The following is a 23,956-nucleotide window of genomic DNA, read 5'->3' as shown; positions in this document are numbered from 1 at the left end:
GATCTTGCATATATGCGCCATAGCACCCCGCCGCCCCCTCCGGTCCCGGAATCCCGCCTTCGGTCAGCGCGCCGCGCGAACCCGCCGTATCCGGCCGGGGCAGCGGGACACATACGGTCACCCGGCTGTCCGCTCGTGTCACTTCCGCACATCGCGTTACCCAAACGTCATCCCCGGCCTAGCGTCCTTCCCCAGGTGACCGGCTCCCCACCGCCGCCCGGGCCAGGGGCGGCAGTCGGCCACCACCGCCGAGGAAGTCCGGCGGCGTGCCCGCTCCCCGTGCGGAACGTCGCCGGACGCGTCAGCCGCGGCCCGGGCCGTCCGTCCGCTCCCCCGACGGCCCGGGGACCGCCTGACACGGGTCGGCCGGCAGCCACGGGTCCCCCGGCGGCGGCCCGGCCGGCCGGGCGGTCGACGAAAGGACGTGCAGTCCCACGTGGCAGCGCACCGCAAGCCCCGACAGCGCTCGCTCGGCGGCCGGACGGCCCGTACGGCCTTCACGCTCGCCCTCGCGGGCGTGGCGACGGCGACCGCCTTCGACGGGACCGGGCAGGCCGAGCCGGAGCTGACTCCGGCCGAGGTCAAGGCGAAGGTGGCCAAGCTGTACCAGGAGGCGGAGGAGGCCACCGAGAAGTACAACGGCGTGAAGGAGCGGGCGACAGCCGCCGAGCAGCGCCTGAAGGACCTGCGGGACGAGGCTGCGCGCAAGGAGGAGAAGCTCAACTCAACGCGGGACGCGCTGGGTTCGATGGCCGCAGCGCAGTACCGCGACGGCGGCCTCGACCCCGCCGTGCAGTTGGCGCTCTCCGACGACCCGGACCGCTATCTCGACGGCGCCGCCTTCGCCGAACGGGCCGGCGACCGCCAGTCCGCCGCCGTCGCCCGGGTGCGCGGACAGCTGCGCGAGATCGAGCAGCTGCGCGGCGCGGCGCGTGTCGAACTCACCGGCCTCCGGACGCGTCGGGCCGAGCTGCAGAAGCAGAAGGAGACGATCACCGGCAAGCTGGAAGCGGCACGCGGCCTGCTGGCACGGCTGACGGCGGCGGAGCGGTCCCGGATCGGCGAGGGGGCGGGCGGCGGTGCCACGGGCGCCCGCGCCTCACGCGGTGCGTCCGGCGCGCGCACGGACCTCCAGGCGCCGGTTTCCGGCTCCGCCGATGCCCCCAACTCCCGTGCGGCGGCGGCCGTCTCCTACGCCTACTCCAAGCTCGGCAGCCCCTATGTGTGGGGGGCCACCGGGCCGAACGCCTTCGACTGCTCGGGGCTCGTGCTGGCCGCCTACCGCTCCGCGGGGGTCTCCCTGCCCCGCACCACCTATGCCCAGATCGGCGTCGGGCAGCGGGTGTCGCGTTCCGAACTCCTCCCGGGCGACCTGGTGTTCTTCTACTCCGGCATCTCCCACGTCGGCCTCTACATCGGCGACGGCCAGATGATCCACGCCCCGAACCCGTCGGCCCCGGTGCGCGTTGCTCCGATCGACCAGATGCCGTTCGCGGGCGCCGCGCGGGTGGTCTAGGCGGGAGACGAGGCCCAGGGCCGTGCGCCGACGCCCCGCCCCCACCCCCGCCTCAGACCAGCCGCCGTGCCGTGGCCCAGCGGGTCAGCTCGTGCCGGTTGGACAGCTGGAGTTTGCGCAGCACCGCCGAGACGTGCGACTCGACCGTCTTGACGGAGATGAAGAGCTGCTTGGCGATCTCCTTGTAGGCATAGCCGCGGGCGATGAGCCGCAGCACCTCGCGCTCGCGCTGGGTGAGCCGGTCCAGGTCCTCGTCGACCGGAGGGGCGTCGGTCGAGGCGAAGGCGTCGAGGACGAACCCGGCGAGTCGCGGCGAGAAGACGGCGTCGCCCTCCTGCACCCGGAAGATCGAGTTCACCAGGTCGGTGCCCGTGATCGTCTTGGTGACATAGCCGCGGGCGCCTCCGCGGATCACCCCGATCACGTCCTCCGCCGCGTCCGACACGGACAGGGCGAGGAACCGTACGGGCCGCTCGGCGTCGCTCATCAAGGGGGCGCAGCGGCGGAGCACTTCGACACCCCCGCCGCCCGGCAGGTGCACGTCGAGGAGGACGACCTCGGGCCGGGTCGCCGTGATGACGGTGACCGCCTGGTCGACGTCCGCCGCCTCTCCGACGACCTCGACGCCGGTCTGTTCGGTCTGGCCGATCTCGGCCTGCACGCCCGTACGGAACATGCGGTGGTCGTCGACCAGGACCACGCGCACATGGCGCCCGCCCGTGCTGTCGCCAGGGGCCCGGGCCGGCTCGGCCGCCCCTGCTCCCGTCGTGCCGTTCGTGTCGGTCGGGTCGCTCATGACGTCTTCTCCGCCCTCTCCATCTCCAGCTCGACCTCGGTGCCGCCGCCCGGGACGGCCCGCAGCCGCGCCGTGCCGCCGTTGCGCTCCATGCGGCCGATGATCGATTCTCTAACGCCCATGCGGTCGGCGGGTATCGAGTCGAGGTCGAAGCCTGGTCCGCGGTCGCGGACGGACACGAAGACCGTCCTGCCCTCGACTTCGGCGAAGACCTGCACCGCGCCGCCCTCGCCACCGTACTTGGCCGCGTTCACCATCGCCTCGCGCGCGGCCTGCATCTGCGCGCCCACGCCGTCGTCGAGCGGGCAGTCGCCGACGACCACCACTTCGATGGGGACGCCGTGCTTGTCCTCGACCTCGGCCGCGTTGCGCCGGACCGCGTCGGCGACGGTGGTCGGCTCGTCGGCCTCCTCCTTGCCGGTGCCCTCGGGTTTGTAGAGCCAGGTGCGCAGGTCCCGCTCCTGGGCACGGGCGAGGCGGCGCACCTCACCGGCGTTCTCCGCGTTGCGCTGGATCAGCGTCAGGGTGTGCAGCACCGAGTCGTGTACGTGGGCTGCGACCTCCGCACGCTCCTGGGCTCGGATGCGCATGAGCCGCTCCTCGGACAGATCCTGGGTCATGCGGACCAGGTAGGGGCCGGCGAGCAGGGTGATGCCGACGATGACGGCGAGCGCCGCCTGCAGGACGGAGCCGAGGTGGGCCGCGGAGCCCTGCAGCACGAACGTGCCGGAGACGCCGGCCGTGACCAGCAGGACGCCCCCGCCGGTGCGCAGCAGTGTGAGCGTGCGGCGTCTTCGGCCGACCTCGACCCAGCGGGCCCGGCGAGCGTTGTCCGCCTGGCGCCAGACGAGGGCGACGCCGGCGCCGACGAGGACGGCGGGCAGCAGATACGCCTTGGCGCCGCTGCCCAGGTTCACATTGCCCACGAACACCGTGGCGACGACGACCATGAGGAGCAGGGCGACGATCTGCCCCTTGTCCGGCTTGCGGGCGACGATTCTGCGACGGCCGTCCGGCGCGGTCTCGGTGGCGACGAGGGACGGCGGCTTCTGGTCGCCGACGCCGCCGATCCCGAGCGGCACGAAGAACCAGAAGGCTGCGTAGAGGAGGGCGCCGAGACCGTCGGCCATGAACAGGCCTGCGAAGACCAGCCGCACCCACACGACGGGCAGCCCGAGATGCCCGGCGAGCCCCCGCGCCACGCCACCCAGCCAGCGTCCGTCGCTGCTGCGGTAGAGCTTGCGCGGCGGCCGCGGTTCGACGAGTGGCGCTGCTGCGGCTTCCGGCATGCCAATGATGGTCACACGGGCTGCGTGGCAGGGCATCAGGGTTCGCCCCCGAGACGCCCCTGATCTTCGACGCCGCCGCACGTCGAACGCCTCCCGCGCCCCGGCTCAGGGCCGATATCAGGGTCCGACCAGGGTCGTTCCGACTGCCGCGGGGGCCGCCCGACCGCCACCATGGAGTCATGACAGATCACCAGCACGCCGCGGACGCCGTGCCCGACGGGGGCGCCGCGTCCGACGCGGCCGCCTCGTCCCCCGGCGCCCCGGGCGCCGCCGGTGACGGCCCTCGCGCGCACGGAAAGCACGGAAAGCAGGAGAACGGGCAGGAGAAGCAGGGGGCCGCGCACGGAGAGCGGGAGAAGGCGGGAGACGCCCACACCGCGCAGGACGGATCCGCGGACGGGGACGCGATGACGGCGGCGGAGGCGGCCGTCAAGGCGGCGACGGACACGGCGGCGGCCGGCCGCGCCGAAGCGGGCGCCGGCGGTCGGGCGGCGGGCGCCGGCGGTCGGGCGGCGGGCGCCGGCGGGAGGGCGGGAGGCCTTCCTCCCCGGTTCCGGCGGGAGCGCGAGCAGAAGGTGCTGGCCGGCGTGTGCGCGGGTCTCGGGCGTCAGTGCGACATGGACCCGGTGATCTTCCGCATCACGCTCGCCGTACTCTCCGCGACCGGCGGCGTCGGCCTCATCTTCTACGGGTTCGCCTGGCTCTTCGTCCCCTACGCCGACGACGAGGAGAACGAGGTGCGCAAGCTCCTGACCGGCCGGGTCGACGGCCAGGCCCTCGCGGCCGTGCTGTTCGCGCTGGTCGGCTGCGGAGTACTCCTGTCGATGCTGAAGAACGGCAGCGTGCTGGCGTTCGCCGTCGTCGTCTCCCTGCTGCTCGCGGGCGCCGGGTACTGGTCGCGACACCGGGACTCCTTCGACCCCGACCCGCTGGCGGCCCAGGCGGTGGCCGACGCTCCGCCGGAGGCCAAGGCGCCGCCGGCGCCCGCCGCCTACCCCTCGTGGTGGCGTGACCCCATCGTCAAGGACGGCACGCACGACGGCGGCACGGGCTACCTGTGGGGCCCCTGGGACGCCCGCGGCCGGGACATCACGTCGGCGATCGGCGTCGACCTCGTCGGACACCGGCCCGGGCCCGGTCCCGGACCGGAGGGCATACGCACCCCGCGCGCACCCCGCGCCGAACCGCGTGGACCGCGTTGGATCGGCGGCTGGCTCTTCCTGCTCGCCCTGCTCGCGGGCGGCCTCGTCACCCGGCTCTCCTGGGACCACCACCCGCTCGGCACCAGCCTGCAGGCGGGTCTCGCGACAGCGCTGATCGTGCTCGGCTGCGGAATCGCGGTCAGCTCGTTCCTCGGGCGGACGGGGGCCGGTTCGGTCTTCCTCGCGATCGTCACGGCGGGCCTGCTGGCCGGCGCGGCCGTCCTGCCGAAGGACATCGGCACACACTGGACGGACACCACCTGGCGCCCCATGACGGTGGCGGACGTACGGGCGGCCTACGACCTGGGCGCCGGAGAGGGCACGCTCGACCTCTCCCGGCTGGCGCCGGCCAAGGGGGAGACGGTGACCACCGAGGCCGAGGTGGGCGCGGGCCGGCTGCGGGTGATCGTCCCGCCGGGCGTGACGGTGAAGGTGCGGATCGACGTGGGGCTGGGAGACATCCAGCTGCCCGGCGACGACGAGAAGGACGTGGACGTGGAGCCGGGCAAACACAAGGAAGTCACCCTGCCGCCGGTCTCGGGCGCGGCGGCGAAGGGCACCATCGATCTCGATCTCAGGGTCGGAGTGGGACAGGCGGAGGTGGCCCGTGCTGCGTCATGACTTCAGGCCCGGCAGGCTGGTGGCGGGCGCCGCGTTCGTCCTCGCGGGGGTTCTCTTCGCGGGGGACGCGGGCGGCCTGTGGCAGACGCCGTGGTTCGTGCTGATCCCGCTCGTCACGGGCGGCCTCTGTCTGGCGGGCGCGGCGGGTGTGACAGCCCGGAGCATGCGCAGGCGACGCGGCTCGTCGCGCCGCACCGGACCGACCGCCCTCTGACCGACCGCGCCGGGCCCGACGGCGTCAGGCCCGGCGGCGTCAGGCCCGGACACCACGGCGCTCTGAACGTCGGCCCCCTGCCCGGACGTCCGGCCCCGTGCCCACCTCTACGGCCGCACCAGGACCTCCCGGGACCCGTGGGGCCGGACCCGGCCCGGGCAGGCGGCGCGGGCTAGGTGTATTGATCACGAGCGTTGTTGACGCGGGTCGGACTTGATCGTGGCGAAGGCCCCCGTGTGTGGTGGAGGTGTCGAATCTTCACCGCACGGAGGCCTTCGTGTCCCACCGTAATGCCCGGCTGACCGTTCACGGCAGGCGGCTGCTCGTCGAGCGTGTCCGCTCCGGCCGGCCCGTCGCCCATGTCGCCGCCGAGTGGGCGCGCCCTAGTTCAGGCCGCCCGTCCGCCGCCGTCGCCTGGATCGCCAGACGGCGTCGACGGAGAGCACCGGGGCGCCCGCGAGGACGAGAGGCAGCCAGGCCATGAGGTAGGGGAGGTCGTTGCCGTAGTAGTACGGCTCGGCGGCCCAGCTCACCGTCAGCCACAGGCTGAGCGAGATCAGCGCGCCGCCCAGTGCGGCGAGCCGGGTGAGGATTCCCAGCAGGGCGCCGATGCCGACGGCGAGTTCACCGAAGGCCATCGCGTAGCCGAAGCCGACCGGGCTCTTCAGGGCCAGGTCGACCAGAGCCGGGATGGCGGAGGAGTCACGGACGGCGCGCATGGTCTCGCCGATCGAGCCGGCGCCGCTGTCCTTCAGGAAGGCGCTGTCGGTCAGCTTGTCGAGGCCGGCGTAGATGAAGGTGACCCCGAGGAAGACGCGCAGGGGGAGGAGGGCGTACCGGGTGGCGGTGTCCCGCCAGCCGCGGCCTCCGCCGTCGAGATGAGGAGGGTAAGCGTCCGTTCGCATGCTGTGAGTCATCGCCCCTAGCCGCCTCTCGCCCGCAGTGGTGGACCCCTCGAGAGACCATACGTACGACATGGGGGGTGCGCTCAACTGTTGTGCACGGGTACGGTGCCCGGCGGTTCACTCCGGCGGGGCCGTTCACTGGGGGACGTCACTCCGTGACGTCGATCGTGTACCGGTTCGTCTCCACGCCCGCTGCCGTGACGACCTGGACCTCGGCCCGCCCCGGTTCCACGTCCGCCGGGACGGGAACGGTGAGGACGGCGTCGGTCGGGTTGCTGAACCCGCCCGTGACCGGCACGAGCGGGACATGGACGTGGACGGGCCCGATGCGGACGACCATGCGGGAGAGCCGGTCGGCGGTCTGGGCTCCGGGCGGCACGAAGCCGGCGCCGCGGATCTCGATGTCGTCGCCGGTGCGGATCGGCGCGTCGAGGTCGCCGGCCTCGCGGGAGCGCACGACGGAGAGGATGACGGGGCGGCCGCCCTCGGCGTACTTGCCGGCGAGGTAGGTCGCCGCCGAGATCAGCACCACGACCGCGAGCCCCCAGGGCAGGTCGGGCAGCTGGTCCGGGCGGCGGGCCAGGCGGACTCCCGCGAAGACGAGGGCGACGCCGCCGATGACCGCGTACTGGATGTCGGCGAAGGCCCCGCGGCCGAAGTCGTCGGTCAGCAGGTCGGCGGCGCGCGGGCGGTGGGCCCGGACCTTCTGCAGCCGCTGGGCGAGGACGCGCAGGCCTACCACGCGGCGCACCAGCACGGCGATCCCGCAGACCACGGCGAGAACGGTCACGGTGCCGGCGCCGCGGGCGAGGTCGAGTCCGGCGATCAGTGCGTCGCGTTCGGCGGGGCTGGAGGCTGCGGCGAGCCGGCCGGCCAGCACCAGCACGGCGTAGGCCACGAGCAGCACCCAGGCGGCGGCGACCGCGCGCGAGGTGGAGAGGCGGTTGTCCTCGCCGATCACGGGGGCGAGCGCACCGCCGCGCGCCCGGTGGAACCAGGAGGCCGCGGTGAGCGCGCCGGCGACGACGAGCGCGGCGAGGAGTCCGGCGGTGCGGGCGGCGGTCCAGCCCGCGCCGACGGCGGTCAGGGACTGGATCAGCAGCAGCACCACGACCGCCGCCCACACGGTCACCGTGGTGCGCAGCCACAGTCGGCCCAGCCAGGCCTCGCCCTCGGCGCGCCCGCGTTCGGCGACGAACTCCGCGGACAGCGTCAGTTCCTCGGAGACCCATTGGCGGGAGGCGGAGAGGGAGTGGGCGACGGCGGCCGGCAGGCCCTGCCCGGCCGCGAACCCGTCGCGTTTCAGCAGGAACGCGGCGACCGCACGCCGATGTCCCTCACGCGCCCCGTGCGGGCAGTCTCCGCAGGTGCAGCCGCCGTCGTGGCCGCCCGCTCCCGGTCCGGGGCTCGCGCCCTGTCTCGCCTCCTGCACCGCCACGTCCGACGCCCGCCTTTCCCGCGACCCGATCGGATGGCGGTCCTCTGGGGACCCTGAGCGGGCCGCGCCGCCACCCTGTGAACAACTCCCCTGTGATGCCGTCGAATTGTGCCCTACGGCACACCCTCTGTGTCCGCCAGGTCTGGTCAGCGGGGGTGAAGTGCGAAGGGCAGTGTTGACCCGACTGCGAGAATTTCCGTATGGCCGAGATCATCCAGCGTGACGGGACCTGGGCCTTCGACGGCGCGACGGTCCGGATCACGCCGGGCCTGCACCGCTCCGTGCCGCTGTTCCGGCAGACGTACGGGGAGATCGCCGTGCCTCTGGAGGCGGTCGCCGGGATCGTCTACGAGCCCGAACGCAAGCGCGGGCGGCTGCGGATGCGGCTGCGCGAGGGCGCGGATCCGCTGCTGCAGGCGACCGGCGGGCGACTTCCCGACGCGGCCGATCCCTACCGGCTGACCGTGGACGGGGATCGTTCCGGGGTCGCCGAGTACCTCGCCGAGGAGATCCGGCACGCGCTGCTGCTGGACCAGATCCCGGGGGGTCCGACCACGGCCTATCTCCTGCCCGGCCCGCCGGTCCCGGTCTCCGTGCGGTCCTCCGACGGCATCGTGTCCTTCGACGGCGTCCAGGTGCGCGTCGACTGGGCGCAGACCTCGGACCGGGTGAAGCGGGCGACCGGGCCCCGGGTGCTCGACGTCGGGGACGTGGTGCAGGTGGAGTGGCTGCCCAACTCCGGTTTCGAGGACGGCTTCCTGCGGTTCGTGACCCGCGAGACGGTGCACTCGAAGCTGCCTGCCGAGAAGGACCCGTACGCCCTCGACCTGTGGGGCAACGTGAGCCGCGACCTGCTGACGGCGCTGGTCGCGACGGCGGTCACCGCGCGGCTGCCGCATCCCTCCGCACGCGCGCACCCGGAGCCCGCCGACGAGGGCGGGGAGGGGCCCGGACACCCGCACGGTCAGCGGGGAGCGGGCCGCGGACGGTGGCTCACGGCGTCCGTCCCGCCGCCGGCGAACCATCACGACGTGCTGCTGCGCAGGCTGCGCGAGCTGGGCGAGCTGCACCGGGACGGTGTGCTGACCGACGAGGAGTTCGCGCGGACGAAGGCCCTGGTGCTGCGGGGCTTCTGAGTGCCGGGCCGGGCGGTCAGCTCAGCAGGTCGGGCTGGCTGCGGCTGATCTCCTGCCACAGCGGCTGGTAGTTGATCCACGCCACCAGGTCGCCGCCGAGCTGCTCCCGGGTCGCGACCGCCGCACGGTGGTCGATCAGGACGGGACGGCCCGCCGCCTTCGCCGTCAGCTGGACCTGGCTGGAGCGTTCCATGGAGACGAACCACCACGCGGCCGCGTCCACGGAGTCCCCCACGGTCAGCAGCCCGTGGTTGCGCAGCACGAGCGCCTTGCGGGAGCCGAGCGCGTCCGCGATGCGCCGCCCCTCCTCCGCGTCGACGGCCACCCCGGTGTAGGCGTCGTAGAGGGCGTGGTCCTCGTAGAACGCGCAGCTCTCCTGGGTGAGGGGGTCGAGCAGCTCGCCGAGCGCGGCGAGGGCGCGGCCGTGGACGGAGTGGCAGTGCGCGACGGCGACGACGTCCGGGCGCGCGGCGTGCACCTGGGCGTGCACGGTGAAGGCGGCCTGGTTGACGTGGTAGCGGCCCTCCACGACCTGCCCGTCGGCGTTGGCCAGCACCAGGTCGCTGACGGTGACGTGCTTGAAGGACATGCCGAACGGGTTGACCCAGAAGCAGTCGCTGTATTCGGGATCCCGGGCGGTGATGTGCCCCGAGACGCCGTCCTCGAAGCCGAGCCGTCCGAAGATCCTTACCGCGCCGGCCAGCCGCTCCTTTCGGTGCCGGCGCTCGTCCTCCACCGACTCGTGCATCGGTGGCATCGCGAACTGCAGCCGGTCGGTGGGCAGGGGGACAGGCGGCGTGGGCCCGTGCATCGATCCTCCAGCACTGGGTTGCTTGACCACGCGGAAGTTACCGTCGGCCCGCGCAAAAGGGCAGAGCCGTTATGCAAAGATGACGATTTCCGTCACCTCCGGAGCACGTCTTGAGCATCGCAGCCCGCCACATCACCGCCCTCATGCGTCAGATCGCGACGCGCGACGCCGTCGAGCTGGTCCATCCCTTCGCGGAAGTGCAGACCTTCGGCGCGCTCGCCTACATAGCCGAGTGCTACGGCTTCCGGTACCAGAGCGTGCGTCTCGTGGGCAAGCACCGGATCCTCCACGTCCACCTGGTCCGCGACCCCGACCCGGCGGCGCGGCAGCGGGCCGCGGCGAACGCGGCCTCCTTCCCCGACCCGGGCCCCGACCGGCCCGTGCCGGGCATGTACCTGGGCTCGCTGACTCCGGTCCCCGAGGCACAGGCGGACGTCGACCTGATCACCGCGCTGATCCGTTACGACGCCTTCGCGGCGGCCGCCAACCGCAGACAGCTGCAGCTCATCGGGTGGGGTTCGGGGGCGCTGTTCCTGCTGATGGCCCTGCTGACCGGCGTGTACGCGGTACTGCTCCCGCTCGCCGTGCTGATGCCGGCGTTCATGCTGGGCTCCCTGCGGGTGAACACGATGCGGCGCGCGAAGCTGGCCCGGCAGCTCACGGCGGCGGGCTGCACGCCGGTGCGGGACGGCGCGGGGGTGGAGCGCTACGTGCGACCGACGCCGCAGCCATACGGAACGCCCCACACGGCCTACGGAACGCCCGACACGCCCTACGGAACGCCGAACGGATCGCCCCACACGGCCTACGGAATTCCCCCCGAGAATCCCTACGGGACTCCCTCTGGCGCCCCGCAGGGGCCGGAGCAGGGCCAGACCCAGGGGACGCCGTACGGCAGCCCGCAGGGATTCTGACGGCGCCTGCCGCGGTGCACCCGTGTCCCGCGCACCCGCTGTTCCGCGCGCCCCTGGTGCCCCGAACAGCGGGGACACCCGACGGCGGCGAAGTCCGACAGCGGTAAAGCCCCACGGCGGTAAGCCCGAGGCGGCAAAGAGCCCGACGGCGGTAAAAGCCCGACAGCGGATGTCCGATATCGCGGCCACACTCGCCGTATGACACCGAGTGGCACTCCCGACAACTGGTCCGTCTTCGCGGAGGCGGAGCCCGAGTTCGCGAAGACCGCCGAGGACCGCTTCGGCGCGTTCACCCATCACGTCCTGGCGACCCTGCGCAAGGACGGCTCCCCGCGCACCTCCGGCATCGAGGTCCGTTTCCTCGCCGGTGACCTGTGGCTCGGCATGATGCCCGGCTCGCTGAAGGCCCTCGACCTGCGCCGGGACCCCCGCTTCTGCCTTCAGGCCAACCCGGGCGAGGGCACCGGGATGGGCGGGGGCGACGTACGCATCGCGGGGCGGGCGGTCGAGGTGGCGGACGGCGAGGCGCGGGCCGCGTACGTGAAAGAGGTGGAACCGCCGCAGCCGTTCCACCTCTTTCGCACCGAGCTGACGGAGGTCGTACGGACCTACGTCGAGGACGACACGTATCTCGTCGCCCAGGTCTGGCGGCCGGGAGCGCCGGTGCGCGTCCTCAGGCGGACCTGAACCCCCCGCACAGGGCCCCGCACAGTGCCCCGGTGCGGCTCACTCCCACTCGATGGTGCCCGGCGGCTTCGAGGTGATGTCGACGACGACTCGGTTGACGTCGCTCACCTCGTTGGTGATCCGGGTGGAGATCTTCGCCAGGACGTCGTACGGGAGCCGCGACCAGTCGGCCGTCATGGCGTCCTCGGAGGAGACCGGGCGCAGGACGATCGGGTGGCCGTAGGTGCGGCCGTCGCCCTGGACGCCGACGCTGCGGACGTCCGCGAGGAGGACCACCGGGCACTGCCAGATGTCCCGGTCGAGACCGGCGGCCGTCAGCTCCTCGCGGGCGATGGCGTCGGCGTCGCGCAGCAGGTCCAGGCGCTCCTTGGTGACCTCGCCGACGATCCGGATGCCGAGGCCGGGGCCCGGGAACGGCTGGCGCTGGACGATCTCCTCGGGCAGGCCGAGCTCCTGGCCCACCATGCGGACCTCGTCCTTGAACAGCTTGCGCAGCGGCTCGATGAGCTGGAACTCGAGGTCCTCGGGGAGCCCGCCCACGTTGTGGTGGGACTTGATGTTGGCGGTGCCGGTGCCGCCGCCGGACTCGACGACGTCCGGATAGAGCGTGCCCTGGACGAGGAACTCCACCGCCGGGCCCTCGTCCGCGATGATCTCGGCCTGGGCCTGCTCGAAGACGCGGATGAACTCGCGCCCGATGATCTTCCGCTTCTCCTCGGGGTCGGAGACGCCCTTGAGCGCGGTGAGGAACCGCTCCTGCGCGTCCACGACCTTCAGCTGAACGCCGGTCGCGGCCACGAAGTCCTTCTCGACCTGCTCGGTCTCGCCCTTGCGCATCAGACCGTGGTCGACGTAGACGCAGGTCAGCTGGGAGCCGATGGCCTTCTGGACGAGGGCCGCGGCGACCGCCGAGTCCACGCCGCCGGACAGGCCGCAGATCGCGCGCCTGTCGCCGACCTGCTCGCGGATGGCCTCGACCTGCTCCTCGATGACGTTGCCGGTGGTCCAGTCCGGGCTCAGGCCCGCGCCCCGGTAGAGGAAGTGCTCCAGCACCTGCTGGCCGTGCGTGGAGTGCATGACCTCGGGGTGGTACTGGACGCCGTAGAGCTTCTTCTCGTCGTTCTCGAAGGCGGCGACCGGGACGACGTCCGTGGAGGCGCTGACGACGAAGCCCTCGGGCGCGGCGGAGCAGGCGTCTCCGTGCGACATCCACACGGCCTGCTCGGCCGGGGTGCCCTCGAAGAGGGTGGAGGAGGCCCGGGAGACGTGCAGCTCGGTGCGGCCGTACTCGCGGGCGCCGGAGTTGTCGACGGTGCCGCCGAGGGTCTGCGCCATCAGCTGGAAGCCGTAGCACATGCCGAAGACGGGGACGCCGGCCTCGAAGAGCGCGCGGTCGACGGTCGGGGCGCCCTCCTCGTACACGGACGAGGGGCCGCCGGAGAGGACGATCGCCGCCGGGTTCTTGGCGAGCATCTCCTCCACCGGCATGCTGCTCGGCACGATCTCGCTGTAGACCCGCGCCTCACGGACTCGACGGGCGATGAGCTGGGCGTACTGCGCACCGAAGTCGACGACCAGGACGGTGTCGGGGGCGGCGGCAGAAGGAGTCGCTGATGACACGGGGGCCTTCCGGCGGTGGGGCGGGGTCTCTGTGTCATCCGATTCTACCGAGGCGGCCGCGGGGAGCGGTCCCGGCGGCGGATCCGGCGGCGGACCGGCGGGCGAGCCGCGGCGACCCGACGCCGGGACCCCGCCGCGTCTCAGGATGCGAACCGTGTTGGAGCGCGTCCGGCAACGCTGCATACTGGCCGCATGCTCACGCACCCGACCTTCCTGTTTACCTATGGCGACCGGCCCACCGGCTGCCATGGTCGTGCTGCTTGAGCAACTGACGAGCGACTTCCCAGGCGCCCCGGGCCGACAAGGTCCGGGGCGCCTGGTGTTTTCCGGATCCTGCCGAACCGGGGCCCCCTTTCCGACAAGGAGCCCCGACATGACCGCCGCCACCGCCACCGCCACCGCCACCGCCACCAGCGCTACCGCCTCCGCCGCCAGCGCCACGGGTTCCCCGACCGCCGCCGAGAAGACCGGCGCCCGCACCACCGAGGCAGCCGACGTGATCACCGGCGCCCGGGAGCGCATCGACGCGCTCGACGACCGGATCATCGGCCTGATCCAGGAACGGATGGCCGTCTCGGCCGTCATCCAGGAGGCCCGCATCACCTCCGGCGGACGGCGGGTGAACCTCTCCCGCGAGATGGAGGTCCTCGGGCACTACAGCGACGCGCTCGGCAAGCCCGGCACATCGCTGGCGATGACGCTGCTGGAGCTGTGCCGGGGCCGCGTCTGAGACCGCCGCACCGGATGAAGCCGTGCCGAGGCGGTGCGAGGTCGCGCGCCAGTTCGGGCGTCCTCTCACCCGTACGGCGCGTGACCGCCGCCCGGGGTGCTTCGTTGGTCCCCGTGTCCGCGCCAGCCAGGGGCGGGCCCGGAAGAACCACGCGTGGCTCGCTGGGGCGAGAGGCGTACGGATCGCGTTCGTGCGCCGTGGGACCTCGCTCCGGAAAGTGACCGGACGGCAGGGGACAGCAGCCCGGTCACCCAAGAGAACGGCCGGCCTCGGGGACGCCCGGGGCCGACCGGCGGAAATTGCAAAAATGCACAAGGCTGGGTCAAACGGTTGCGGAGGCCGCGCTCATCCAGCACGATGCGAGAAAGCCCCGAACGGGCCCAAGTCCCCCTCGGGCAACCGCCTCACGTGCGCTGTTGCCCTTCTCGACTGCCAAAGGTCCAGACCAGCGGCGCAACCCCCCGGCGCCGCTCCCAGGCACCGGCGCTGCCCTGACGCCGGTGCTGACGGTAAAGAAGGGCCCCGCGGATCCGTCCCGCGGGGCCCTTCGTCATGCCGGAAGCCCCGCCCGACGGACAAGCGGCGGACGGGCAGCGGAAGGGCAACGGAAGGGCGGCTTCCGTGGCGCGCGTCACATAAAGAATCCGTGAGTTCAGGACAACTGTTTCCAGCCTTGATCGGTCACACGTATCGAGCCAAGGCCACTCCCACACCCCCATGCGGAAGGCCTCCACCACCAGATCCACGAGGTCTTCATGAATCTCCGCAGCACGATGGCCACCGTGGCCGCGACCGCCGTCATCGCGCCGCTCACGCTGCTGTCGGCGCCCGCCGCCTTCGCGGAGGAGGGCGGCACGTCCTCCTCCCCGAGCGCGTCCTCCTCCGAGACCGGCGCCTCCTCGCCGTCCGCCTCGGCCTCGGACGGCCAGAGCGCGTCCGGCGCCCCGACCGACGCCTCGTCTGCCTCGTCGTCCCCGACGGACGGCCAGAAGGCCTCCGCCTCCGCGTCCGGCTCCTCCTCGCCCTCCGCCTCCGGCTCGGGGAAGGCCACCGCGAGCGCGTCGGCCACCGCGAGCGGCGACGGGTTCGACCCGTACCAGGACTGCGACTCCTTCGACCTGGACGAGAAGCTGTCGGCGCAGGTCAAGGGCCTGCCGAGCAAGATCGTCGCGGGTTCCGGCTGGCACGGCTTCACGTTCGTGGTCGACAACGACTCCGACCGCGACCTGAAGAACGTGTACATCGACGCGTTCCTCGAGTACGGCGACGAAGCGACCGACGCGTTCCTGTCCGAGGGCCTCGCCGTCATCCAGGTCAAGGAGGACGGCAAGTGGACCGACAGCTTCCAGGACTCCTTCGAGGACGAGCACGGCAAGACGGTCAACGTCACGGGATCTTTCGTCGGACTGCTCGACACGCTGGAGAAGCACTCCTCCGAGAGCCTCGAACTGCGGGTGAAGGTCAAGGCCTCCGCCCCGGCGGGCTCCTCGTTCGCGCTGAGCGAGGCCATCTACGCCGGTGAGGGTTCCGCCTGCTACGGCAACGGCGACTTCTACGACGTCCGGATCCTCGCCGCCGGCGCGGACGCGGGCGACTCCGGCGACGCGAAGCCGAACGGCGACAAGCCCACCTCCGGCGCCAAGCCCCAGGGCGGCGCCAAGCCGATCAGCGGCAGCCTCGCCGAGACCGGCTCCGACTCCACGCTCGCGGTGATCGGCCTGGTCGGCGGGGTCGCCGTGCTCGCCGGCGCCGGCGCGGTGTTCGCGGCCCGTCGCCGCAAGATCGGCATGCACGCGTAACGCGCATCAGGACACGACGAAGGGACCTGCGCTCGGAGGGGGGCGCAGGTCCCTTCGTCGTCCGGGCAGTTCGGTCACCACCGGGTGATGAGCGGGGTGTCCGGTCCGTGCCGCCTCCAGGCTTCGGTGAGGCGGACCAGGCGGGCGGGGGCGGCGATGCCGCGCACGGTGGCGATCCTGCCGTGGGTGAGGTCGAACGTGATGGTGCCGACGACCTGGTCGCCGACCACGAAGAGGACGGCGGGGGCGCCGTTGACGAGCGCGTAGTGGACGGCGGGCGTGCCGCCGGCGAGTCGCCGTTTCGCGGGTGTGGGTCTGAGGCCGGCCCGCGCGACGGCGGCGATGCGCTGCGGGGTGTCGAACCGCAGCAGCCTCCCCGTCCGACCGGCGCCGTCCGAGATCGCGATCGCGTCGTCGGTGAGCAGCGCCACCAGCCGTTCGATGCGGCCCGAGGAGGCGGCGTCGAGGAATTCCTCGACGACCCTGCGGGCGGCTGCCGCGTCGACTTCGCCGCCGCGGCGGTCCGCGGCGGTGATGCGGCGCCGGGCCCGGTGGAGATGCTGCTGGCTTGCGGACCCGGTGACGTCGAGGATCTCGGCGATCTCGGCGTGGCTGTATGAGAACGCTTCACGCAGGACGTACACGGCCCGTTCCAGGGGTGACAGGCGCTCCATGAGAGTCAGCACGGCCAGGGAGACCGATTCGCGCTGCTCGAAAGTGTCGGCCGGGCCGAGCATCGGGTCGCCGTCGAGGAGCGGTTCGGGCAGCGAGGCGCCGGCGGCGCGTTCGCGGCGGGCCCGTGCCGAACGGAGCCGGTCCAGGCACAGGTTGGTGACGACCTTGGTCAGCCACGCTTCCGGCACCCTGATCCGCTGCCGGTCGGCGGCCTGCCATTGCAGGAACGCGTCCTGTACGGCGTCTTCGGCGTCGGCGGCGGAGCCCGTCAGCCGGTACGCCAACGAGGCCAGCCGGTTCCGGCCCGCCTCGAACCGGCCGATGTCGAAGCGATCGGCGGCGGCGCTGTCCACGCCCATCAACCCAGGCGGAGTCCGGACGGCTGCGCGACGGCCGTCTCGGCGGACGCGTCCGGCGCGGCGGCCAGGCGGCGCTTGCGCCTGGGCAGGGCGAACGTCGGGTGCGAGGTGGTCCACAGCGACATCCTGAGGATGCCCGCCTTGACCCGCGCGGCCTTCCGACCGCCCGCGTACGTCGGCTTCGCCCGCCCTTCGTCATCGACCATCTGCAGGATCCCGTCCCGCCGCCCGAGGCTGATGTGGTTGCCCAGGTACTCCAGCTTGGTGTTCGCGATCTTGCGGCCGGTCAGGCGTCCCACGATCGCGGCTGTGGCCTGCATGCCGGTGTACCCGGCCGACGCGCAGGACATCGGCAGGGGCCGGCCGTTGTCGCCGACGGCGTAGGCGCTGTCGCCGACGGCGTAGACGTTCGGGTGCGAGACCGACCGCATGGTGCGATCCACGACGATCCGCCCGCTCTCGGTGACCTCGAGGCCGCCGGCGGCGGCGACGGGGCTGACCGCGAACCCGGCCGTCCACACGGTCGCGTCGGCCGCCAGGACGGTGCCGTCGGCGCACCGCACCCGCGTCGCTTCGACGGCTTCGACCTCGGTGTGCTCCACGACTGTGACGCCCAGCCGGTCGCAGGCCTGACGCAGGTGGCTGCGGGCTCCGGCGGAGAGCCGGGCGCCCAGCTCTGCGCGGGCGACCAGCGTCACCGAGAGGCCGGGCCGGGTTTCGGCGATCTCGGTGGCGGTCTCGATGCCGGTCAGCCCGTCGCCGACGACCACCGCACTGCGGCCCTCGCCCAGGCCGTCCAGGCGATCGCGCAGGCGCAGCGCCGAGGGCCGGGCGGCGACGTCGAAGGCGTGCTCGGCCGCGCCGGGGACGCCGGTGCGGTCGCCGTGGCTGCCGAGGGCGTAGACGAGCGTGTCGTAGCCGAGCTCGCCGCCGCCGTCGGAGTCGGCCACGGCGACGATCTCGCGCTCGGAGTCGACGGCGGTGACACGGGCCAGGCGCAGCCGTATCCCCGTGCCCGCGAAGACGTCGGTGAGCTGTGGCGCCTCGATCTTGTGGCCGGCCGCGAGCTGGTGCAGCCGCAGCCGCTGGACGAAGTCCGGGTCGGCGTTGACCACGGTGATCTCGGCGTCCGCCGGGGACAGCCGGCGGGCAAGGGTCCCGGCCACGTAGGCCCCGGCATAGCCGGCGCCGAGGATGACGATGCGGTGCTTCATGCGATGCGCTCCTGTCGCTTCGGTTGCTCCCGCTGACTTGAGCGGAACAGCGACCCGATTACTGACAGGAACCCTTTGTGACGTGGGTCACATATTGAGGGAAGCGTCGGCCGACCGCTGCGGGCCCGGCCGCGCGCGGCGTGCAGCCAGCGCCCTGCCGGGTGCCGGCCCAGCCCGGTGCGGGCCCAGCCGCGCCGGGTGCGAGCCCAGCCGGGTGCGAGCCGCGCCGGGTGCAGGCCGAGCGCCCTGCCGGGTGCCGGCCCAGCCCGGTGCGGGACCAGCCGCGCCGGGTGCGAGCCCAGCCGAGTGCGGGCCGCGCCGGGTGCAGGCCGAGCGCCCTGCCGGGTGCCGGCCCAGCCCGGTGCGGGACCAGCCGCGCCGGGTGCGAGCCGCGCCGGGTGCGAGCCGCGCCGGGTGCAGGCCGAGCGCCCTGCCGGGTGCGAGCCGCGCCGGGTGCAGGCCGAGCGCCGGCGGACGCGGGCCGAGCCGCGCCGGACACAGGCGGAGCCGCGCCGGACACGGGCCCGGGCGGCCCTACTGCCGGGGCGGGACCGTCGGCATCCCGAGGAACGGCAGGCGCAGCGCGCCGAACGCGTCCGCCGGCACCGCCGGGCTGACCGGCTCCACCGGCTTCAGCCGTTCGTACGCCGCGCCCTGCGCCGGACGCGGATCCGTCTCTCCCTTGTTCGGCCAGTACGACATCGCGCGCTCCGCCTGGGCGGTGATGGTGAGCGAGGGGTTCACACCCAGGTTCGCCGAGACGGCGGCGCCGTCGACGACCGAGATCCCGGGGTGGCCGTACAGCCGGTGGTACGGGTCGATGACGCCGCTCTCGCGGGAGTCGCCGATGGGGCAGCCGCCGAGGAAGTGGGCGGTGAGCGGGGTGCCCATCAGCTCGCCGACGTTGGAACCGGCGAAGCCGTTGATGTCGGCGGCGATCGCGGAGGCGGCCTGGGAAGCGGCCTTGATCTGCTTGGGGTTGGGGGCGCCATGTCCTTGACGCGCCGTCAGCAGGCCTCTGCCGACGCCGGACGGCTTGAGATACGTCGTCAGCGAGTTGTCCAGCGACTGCATCACCAGGCCGATGATGGTCCGCTCCGACCAGCGGCGGTTGGACAGCGAGCGCAGGACCAGCAGCGGGTGGCGGGCCGCGTTCGTCAGCCAGCCGGCCACCCTGGAGGATCCCTCCGCGTACGGCACCTGAAGGATCGACAGGCCGCCCATCGAGTTGGAGCCCTTGCCGTAGCGGACCGGCTCGATGTGGGTGTCGGCGTCCGGGTGGACGGACGAGGTGATGGCGACGCCGCGCGTGAAGTCGACCTTCGGCGCGCCGGTCGCCTTGCGGTAGCGGCGGTCGTCGGTCTGGGCGCCGACCAGCGCCTCCGAGTTGGTACGGGTCAGCTCGCCCAACCGGTCCGAGAGGTAAGGGAGTTGGCGGTTGGCCTTCATCCGGTGCAGCAGGGTCTGGGTGCCGTAGGTGCCGGCGGCGAGAACGACCCGGCGCGCCTTGAAGACCCTGCCCTTCGCCTTCGCCCTGCCCCTGCGGCGCTCGTCGGTGGGGAGGGTGGCCACCGCGTACCCGCCCTGCGAGTCGTCGGTGACGGAGACCACCGTCGTCAGCGGGTGCACGACGGCGCCCGCCCGCTCGGCGAGGTGCAGGTAGTTCTCGTTCAGGGTGTTCTTCGCGCCGTGCCGGCAGCCGGTCATGCACTCGCCGCACTCGGTGCAGGCCTTGCGGGAGGGGCCCGCGCCGCCGAAGTAGGGGTCGTCGACCTGCTCCCCCGGCTTCGCCTTCGCCGTGCCGTCGGCGTCCTCGCCGTCGCCGAAGAACACGCCGACGGGCGCCATGTGGAAGGTCTCGCCGACGCCCATCCGCTCGGCGGCCGCCTTCAGGTGCACGTCGGAGGGGGTCATCGTCGGGTTGAGGCGTACGCCGAGCATGCGCCGGGCCTGGTCGTAGTACGGCCGCAGCTCTTCCTGCCAGTCGGTGATGCCCCGCCACTGCGGGTCGTCGAAGAACGGCTTCGGCGGCACGTAGAGCGTGTTGGCGTAGTTGAGCGAGCCGCCGCCCACGCCCGCGCCGGCCAGCACCATGACGTTGCCCAGCAGGTGGATGCGCTGAATGCCGTACATGCCGAGCTTCGGGGCCCACAGGTAGTTCTTCAGATCCCAGGAGTTCCTGGGGAGCGACTCCCGGGTGAAACGTCGGCCGGCCTCCAGGACGCCTACGCGGTAACCCTTCTCCGTGAGACGCAGTGCGGTCACGGAACCGCCGAAGCCGGATCCGACGACGATGACGTCGTAGTCGTAGGCGTCCTGGGACACGTGCTCTCCTCGTTGAGAACGGGTGGGATGTGTCTAGCGCAGCCGGAGTGCCTTCATCACCTTCAGGCTGGTGCTCATGAACGCCGCGTACTTCTCGTCGTCCATGCCGAGCGCCGGCGCCAGGGGCAGCAGGCGCTGCTGGGCCACCGTCTGCGCCTCCGTGTACTTGAGGATGCCCTCGGAGCCGTGCCGGCGGCCGAGACCTGAGTCCTTCATGCCGCCCATCGGCGACTGGACGCTGCCGTAGGCGGCGGCATAGCCCTCGTTGACGTTCACGGTGCCGGCCCGCACGCGGGAGGCGACCTCCCGGCCGCGGCGGCCGTCCTTCGTCCACACCGACGAGTTCAGTCCGTACGGCGTGGAGTTGGCGTGCTCGATCGCCTCGTCGTCGGTCTTGAAGCGGTAGATCGAGACGACCGGGCCGAAGGTCTCCTCGGTGCAGACGGACATGGGCTCCGTGACGCCGTCGAGGATGGTCGGCTCGAAGAAGTACGGGCCGACGTCGGGGCGGGCGACGCCGCCGGCGACGACCGTGGCCCCCTTGGCGACGGCCTCCTCGACGTGCCGGGTCACGGTCTCCATCTGGCGCTCGCCGACCAGGGAGCCCATGTCGGCGCCGTAGGCGAGGGACGTTCCGAGGCGCATGGCCCGGGTGCGGGCGGCGAAGCGCTCGACGAAGGCGTCCGCGATCGACTCGTGGACGTACAGCCGCTCGATCGAGATGCAGAGCTGACCGGCGGAGGAGAAGCAGGCGCGCACCGCGCCGGCCGCCGCCTTCTCGATGTCGGCGTCCTCCAGCACCAGCATGGCGTTCTTGCCGCCGAGTTCGAGGGAGACGCCGATCAGCCGGGCGGCGGCGCCCTGTGCGACCTCGCGGCCGGTGCGCGTCGAGCCGGTGAAGGACACGTAGTCGGCGTGCCGGACGACCTCGGGGCCGACGACGGGCCCCTCGCCGAGGACGACCTGGAAGACGTCCGCGGGCAGACCGGCCTCGACGAGCAGGTCACGGGCCCACAGGGCGGTCAGGCAGGTCTCCGTGTCCGGCTTCATGACGACCGCGTTGCCCGCGACGAACGCCGGCAGCGCGTCGCCGACCGACAGCTCCAGCGGGTAGTTCCAGGGGGCGATCTGGCCCACGACACCGCGCGGGTGGCGCAGCTCGGTGACCTTGGTGAGGGTCGGCACGGCGCCGGCGTGCCTCTTGGGGCGCAGGTAGAAGGGGGCCTTGCGGCCGTAGTGGCGGGCGGCGATCGCGACGGCCTGCACCTCCTCGTGGGCGTGCAGACGGGCCTTGCCGGTCTCCAGCTGGATGAGGTCGAGCACCTCGGCCTGGCGCTCCAGCACCAGGTCGTGGAAGCGGAGCAGGACGGCGGCGCGTTCGCGGACCGGCGTCTTCGCCCACACCGCCTGGGCGGCGCGGGCCGCCTCGTAGGCCTTGAGGACGTCCTCGGGCGTGGACTCGGGCAGGTCGGCGAGCTTCTCGCCGGTGAACGGCGTGTGGTTGGCCGTGCGGCCGGAGCCGGTCACTCCCTTGGTGAGCTGGGCCACCAGCTCGGGGGTCACCACGTCGGCGGCGGTGCGGACACCGGCGGGAGCGGGGGCTATGGGGTTGGTGCCAGTCGTTTCCGGCGTCTGTTCCGAAGTCTTCTCCGGGGCCTGCGAGTCCGTCATGAGCCGCAGGGTATGACGTGCGGGGGACTTTGGGTACCCGCCGGTAATAGGGATTCACCGCTCGCACACACGACGCCAGCGTTCACTGGCAACAAACCTGCTGATCAGGGCGTCGAGCCCCGCGCGTCCCGCGTTTCCCGTGCCTTTCGCCACGCGGTCCGGCCGCCGCGCTCCCGCACCGGTGCCGGGGCGGGTCAGAGGCGGGGTCCGGGGGCGGGTCCGGGAAGGGTCGGAGGCGGGGTCCGGGGGCGGGTCCGGGAAGGGTCAGAGGCGGGGTCCGGGGGCGGGTCCGGGAAGGGTCAGAGGCGGGGTGCGGGGTGGCCCCTAGGGCCGGTCGATCTCCAGGTGGGCGATCGCCGTGCGGGCCACCTCGCGGCCGCGGGCGGTGAAGTCGCCCTTGCCCGGATAGCCGATCATGAGCTTGTACATGTCGCCGGCGGTGGACTTGTAGTACAGGATCCGCAGCTCGCGCGGGGCCGGCTGCCGGCTGTCGTCCGTGGTGTAGACGATGGTGTTCCCGGCGGCCTTGCGGCCGTGGAAGGTCGCGTTGTCGTCCGTGCGGGTTGCGGGACCCTTGGGCATGTCGAGCGGGTAGCTGCCGGACTCCTTGAAGTCCCCGTTGTCGGCGTACATCTCGGCCGCCGCGGAGTCCTTGATCTGATGGCCGGTGTCCTCCGTCCTGCGGTACACCCGCAGGACGACCGAGATCGCGCCGCTGGGGTCGGTGTAGCCGACCCAGTGGTCGCCGGCGGCGGCGGTCTTCTCGGGTTCGCTGCGCACATAGCTGTCGGGCACGGCCAGCGTCGCGGTGACGCTCTTCTCGGGCTTCGTCGTCCAGCCGTCCGGCAGCGGTCCCGCGAACGGATCGGCGAACACCAGATACGCCGCTGCCGCCACCGCGACGACCGCGGCGCCGAGCCCGATCCAGACCGCCCGGCCGGGCCGGCGCCGGACGCGCGGCGGCTCGGGGGGCGAAGCGGCCTGCGGGGCCTGCGGCGCGGGCGGGTTCGCGGCGGCCTCCAGCAGCTCCCGCACCCGCGCGGCCGTCGGACGGTGCGCCGGGTCCTTCTGCAGCAGGCCGCCGACGACCTCGGCGAGCGGACCCTGCGCGGCGGCGGGCGGTGCGGGCGTGGCGTTGAGGACGGACTGCAGGGTGGCCGGGGTGTTGCTGCGGCGGAACGGCGACACGCCCTCGGTCGCCGCGTACAGCACCACGCCCAGGGACCACAGGTCGGCGGCGGGCCCGGGACGCCGACCCAGCACCCGCTCGGGCGCGATGTACTCGGGCGAGCCGACGAAGCCCCCGGTGTCGGTCAGGTTGGTCTCGCCCTCGATCTGGGCGATGCCGAAGTCGGTGAGGACGACCCGGTCGTACCGGCCGAGCAGCACGTTGTCCGGTTTGACGTCCCGGTGCAGGATGCCCGCCGCGTGCGCGGCCTCCAGCGCGCCGAGCACCTCCAGGCCGATCCGGGCCGCCTCGCGCGTCCCGAGCGTCCCCTCCTGCAGGGCGTCGCCGAGCGAACGTCCGCGGACCAGCTCCATCACGATCCACGGCCGGCCGTCGACGACGGCGACGTCGTGGACGTCGACCACGGCCGGGTGGTCGAGCCGCGCCGCGGCCCGTGCCTCGCGCCGCATCCGCTCGAACGCCTTGTCCCGTTCACGTTCGGGAAGGTGGTCCGGCACACGGGGTTCCTTGACGGCGACCTCGCGGTCCACGGTCTCGTCCTTGGCGCGCCACACGGTGCCCATGCCGCCGTGCCCGAGCTTGGCGAGCAGCCGGTAGCGTCCCGCGACGAGCCTCCCGACGCCGGGCTCCTGCGCCGTCCCGTCGACCGGCGTCTGCGACGGCCCCTGCGACGGCGCTTGCGAAGGTGCCTGCGCGGGTGCCTGCGCCGACACGGTCTGCGACGGCTCGCCCCCCGGGGCCGGGTGCGGGAGCGGGTTCGCGTGCGACAGCGGAAGCGGATGTGCATGCGGGTTCGCGTGCGGGGTCGGCGGTTGCAGAACAAAACTCGTCGTGTCGTTGGGCCC

The 23,956-nt window shown here is 72.8% G+C and carries 19 protein-coding genes and 1 pseudogene; 9 read left to right on the top strand and 11 right to left on the bottom strand.

Translation table 11 applies throughout. The features are described from left to right. The first annotated feature begins 436 nt into the window (after positions 1-436). Complete coding sequence (locus ACN6LD_RS05370; RefSeq protein ID WP_319195132.1) at positions 437-1,516, top strand: C40 family peptidase; 1,080 nt, start codon at positions 437-439, stop codon at positions 1,514-1,516. A 52-nt stretch (positions 1,517-1,568) separates the two neighbouring features. On the opposite strand, the gene ACN6LD_RS05365 is transcribed toward ACN6LD_RS05370, so the two are convergent. Both ACN6LD_RS05365 and ACN6LD_RS05360 read right to left on the bottom strand, forming a co-directional pair. Continuing rightward, a complete protein-coding gene (locus tag ACN6LD_RS05365) occupies positions 1,569-2,312 on the bottom strand; it encodes a response regulator transcription factor (RefSeq protein ID WP_319195131.1) in 744 nt (247 codons plus the stop codon). Further along, positions 2,309-3,601, bottom strand: a complete 1,293-nt coding sequence (locus ACN6LD_RS05360) for an ATP-binding protein (RefSeq protein WP_319195129.1) — start codon at positions 3,599-3,601, stop codon at positions 2,309-2,311. Before ACN6LD_RS05360 ends, ACN6LD_RS05365 begins: the two co-directional genes overlap by 4 nt. 407 nt (positions 3,602-4,008) lie before the next feature. Between ACN6LD_RS05360 and ACN6LD_RS05355 the strand changes: the two genes are divergently transcribed. The 3 genes and pseudogenes from ACN6LD_RS05355 to ACN6LD_RS05345 form a co-directional block, all read left to right on the top strand. Then, a complete protein-coding gene (locus ACN6LD_RS05355) occupies positions 4,009-5,424 on the top strand; it encodes a PspC domain-containing protein (protein ID WP_445042630.1) in 1,416 nt (471 codons plus the stop codon). After that, positions 5,411-5,638 carry a hypothetical protein gene (locus ACN6LD_RS05350; RefSeq protein WP_445042618.1) on the top strand — a complete coding sequence of 76 codons (228 nt, stop codon included), beginning with the start codon at positions 5,411-5,413 and terminating at the stop codon, positions 5,636-5,638. Before ACN6LD_RS05355 ends, ACN6LD_RS05350 begins: the two co-directional genes overlap by 14 nt. Positions 5,639-5,915: 277 nt before the next feature. Then, positions 5,916-6,012 (top strand): annotated as a pseudogene (locus ACN6LD_RS05345) (IS481 family transposase); the annotation flags it as partial. A 9-nt stretch (positions 6,013-6,021) separates the two neighbouring features. Here ACN6LD_RS05345 and ACN6LD_RS05340 read toward each other — a convergent pair. Continuing rightward, complete coding sequence (locus ACN6LD_RS05340; RefSeq protein WP_319195125.1) at positions 6,022-6,555, bottom strand: DoxX family protein; 534 nt, start codon at positions 6,553-6,555, stop codon at positions 6,022-6,024. A gap of 136 nt (positions 6,556-6,691) precedes the next feature. After that, complete coding sequence (locus ACN6LD_RS05335) at positions 6,692-7,981, bottom strand: hypothetical protein (RefSeq protein ID WP_445042617.1); 1,290 nt, start codon at positions 7,979-7,981, stop codon at positions 6,692-6,694. A gap of 200 nt (positions 7,982-8,181) precedes the next feature. On the opposite strand from ACN6LD_RS05335, the gene ACN6LD_RS05330 reads away from it, so the two are divergent. Beyond that, complete coding sequence (locus ACN6LD_RS05330; protein ID WP_445042616.1) at positions 8,182-9,117, top strand: DUF4429 domain-containing protein; 936 nt, start codon at positions 8,182-8,184, stop codon at positions 9,115-9,117. A 16-nt stretch (positions 9,118-9,133) separates the two neighbouring features. Here ACN6LD_RS05330 and ACN6LD_RS05325 read toward each other — a convergent pair whose 3' ends face one another. Beyond that, positions 9,134-9,928 (bottom strand): class II aldolase/adducin family protein, encoded by a 795-nt coding sequence (locus tag ACN6LD_RS05325; RefSeq protein WP_319195122.1) that lies wholly within the window; start codon positions 9,926-9,928, stop codon positions 9,134-9,136. A 110-nt stretch (positions 9,929-10,038) separates the two neighbouring features. Between ACN6LD_RS05325 and ACN6LD_RS05320 the strand changes: the two genes are divergently transcribed. Both ACN6LD_RS05320 and ACN6LD_RS05315 read left to right on the top strand, forming a co-directional pair. After that, a complete protein-coding gene (locus ACN6LD_RS05320) occupies positions 10,039-10,842 on the top strand; it encodes a hypothetical protein (RefSeq protein ID WP_445042615.1) in 804 nt (267 codons plus the stop codon). Positions 10,843-11,040: 198 nt separating this feature from the next. Next, positions 11,041-11,529, top strand: a complete 489-nt coding sequence (locus ACN6LD_RS05315; protein WP_319195120.1) for a pyridoxamine 5'-phosphate oxidase family protein — start codon at positions 11,041-11,043, stop codon at positions 11,527-11,529. 39 nt (positions 11,530-11,568) lie between these two features. Here the strand turns inward: ACN6LD_RS05315 and guaA are convergent, their stop codons facing one another. Further along, positions 11,569-13,149, bottom strand: coding sequence for a glutamine-hydrolyzing GMP synthase (gene guaA, locus ACN6LD_RS05310; RefSeq protein WP_319195119.1), 1,581 nt, complete (start codon positions 13,147-13,149; stop codon positions 11,569-11,571). A gap of 373 nt (positions 13,150-13,522) precedes the next feature. Here guaA and ACN6LD_RS05305 point away from each other — a divergent pair, with 373 nt between their 5' ends. Further along, positions 13,523-13,879, top strand: a complete 357-nt coding sequence (locus ACN6LD_RS05305; RefSeq protein WP_445042614.1) for a chorismate mutase — start codon at positions 13,523-13,525, stop codon at positions 13,877-13,879. A 755-nt stretch (positions 13,880-14,634) separates the two neighbouring features. After that, positions 14,635-15,678, top strand: a complete 1,044-nt coding sequence (locus ACN6LD_RS05300) for an LPXTG cell wall anchor domain-containing protein (protein WP_445042613.1) — start codon at positions 14,635-14,637, stop codon at positions 15,676-15,678. A 74-nt stretch (positions 15,679-15,752) separates the two neighbouring features. On the opposite strand, the gene ACN6LD_RS05295 is transcribed toward ACN6LD_RS05300, so the two are convergent. The 5 genes from ACN6LD_RS05295 to ACN6LD_RS05275 form a co-directional block, all read right to left on the bottom strand. Continuing rightward, complete coding sequence (locus tag ACN6LD_RS05295; protein ID WP_415925006.1) at positions 15,753-16,712, bottom strand: sigma-70 family RNA polymerase sigma factor; 960 nt, start codon at positions 16,710-16,712, stop codon at positions 15,753-15,755. Continuing rightward, complete coding sequence (locus ACN6LD_RS05290) at positions 16,712-17,926, bottom strand: NAD(P)/FAD-dependent oxidoreductase (RefSeq protein WP_445042612.1); 1,215 nt, start codon at positions 17,924-17,926, stop codon at positions 16,712-16,714. Before ACN6LD_RS05290 ends, ACN6LD_RS05295 begins: the two co-directional genes overlap by 1 nt. A 534-nt stretch (positions 17,927-18,460) precedes the next feature. Next, entirely contained in the window at positions 18,461-20,251 is a 1,791-nt protein-coding gene (locus ACN6LD_RS05285; protein WP_319196893.1) for a GMC family oxidoreductase, read from the bottom strand. Between the two features lie 33 nt (positions 20,252-20,284). Then, positions 20,285-21,922: a succinic semialdehyde dehydrogenase gene (locus ACN6LD_RS05280; RefSeq protein ID WP_319196891.1), complete on the bottom strand. Its 1,638-nt coding sequence runs from the start codon at positions 21,920-21,922 to the stop codon at positions 20,285-20,287. 324 nt (positions 21,923-22,246) lie between these two features. Continuing rightward, positions 22,247-23,956 (bottom strand): serine/threonine-protein kinase (locus ACN6LD_RS05275; protein ID WP_445042611.1); only part of this gene is annotated, 1,710 nt, incomplete at its 5' end.

The sequence above is a fragment of the Streptomyces sp. SAS_272 genome, assembly GCF_052543235.1.
This window is presented reverse-complemented; position numbering and strand designations above follow the sequence as displayed.

Coding starts and splice junctions, on each gene's coding strand:
- ACN6LD_RS05330 (WP_445042616.1), top strand. CDS start 8,182: ATGGCCGAGATCATCCAGCGTGACGGGACCTGGGCCTTCGACGGCGCG.
- ACN6LD_RS05290 (WP_445042612.1), bottom strand. CDS start 17,926: ATGAAGCACCGCATCGTCATCCTCGGCGCCGGCTATGCCGGGGCCTAC.
- ACN6LD_RS05300 (WP_445042613.1), top strand. CDS start 14,635: ATGAATCTCCGCAGCACGATGGCCACCGTGGCCGCGACCGCCGTCATC.
- ACN6LD_RS05280 (WP_319196891.1), bottom strand. CDS start 21,922: ATGACGGACTCGCAGGCCCCGGAGAAGACTTCGGAACAGACGCCGGAA.
- ACN6LD_RS05365 (WP_319195131.1), bottom strand. CDS start 2,312: ATGAGCGACCCGACCGACACGAACGGCACGACGGGAGCAGGGGCGGCC.
- ACN6LD_RS05315 (WP_319195120.1), top strand. CDS start 11,041: ATGACACCGAGTGGCACTCCCGACAACTGGTCCGTCTTCGCGGAGGCG.
- ACN6LD_RS05325 (WP_319195122.1), bottom strand. CDS start 9,928: ATGCACGGGCCCACGCCGCCTGTCCCCCTGCCCACCGACCGGCTGCAG.
- ACN6LD_RS05355 (WP_445042630.1), top strand. CDS start 4,009: ATGACGGCGGCGGAGGCGGCCGTCAAGGCGGCGACGGACACGGCGGCG.
- ACN6LD_RS05305 (WP_445042614.1), top strand. CDS start 13,523: ATGACCGCCGCCACCGCCACCGCCACCGCCACCGCCACCAGCGCTACC.
- ACN6LD_RS05360 (WP_319195129.1), bottom strand. CDS start 3,601: ATGCCGGAAGCCGCAGCAGCGCCACTCGTCGAACCGCGGCCGCCGCGC.
- ACN6LD_RS05295 (WP_415925006.1), bottom strand. CDS start 16,712: ATGGGCGTGGACAGCGCCGCCGCCGATCGCTTCGACATCGGCCGGTTC.
- ACN6LD_RS05340 (WP_319195125.1), bottom strand. CDS start 6,555: ATGACTCACAGCATGCGAACGGACGCTTACCCTCCTCATCTCGACGGC.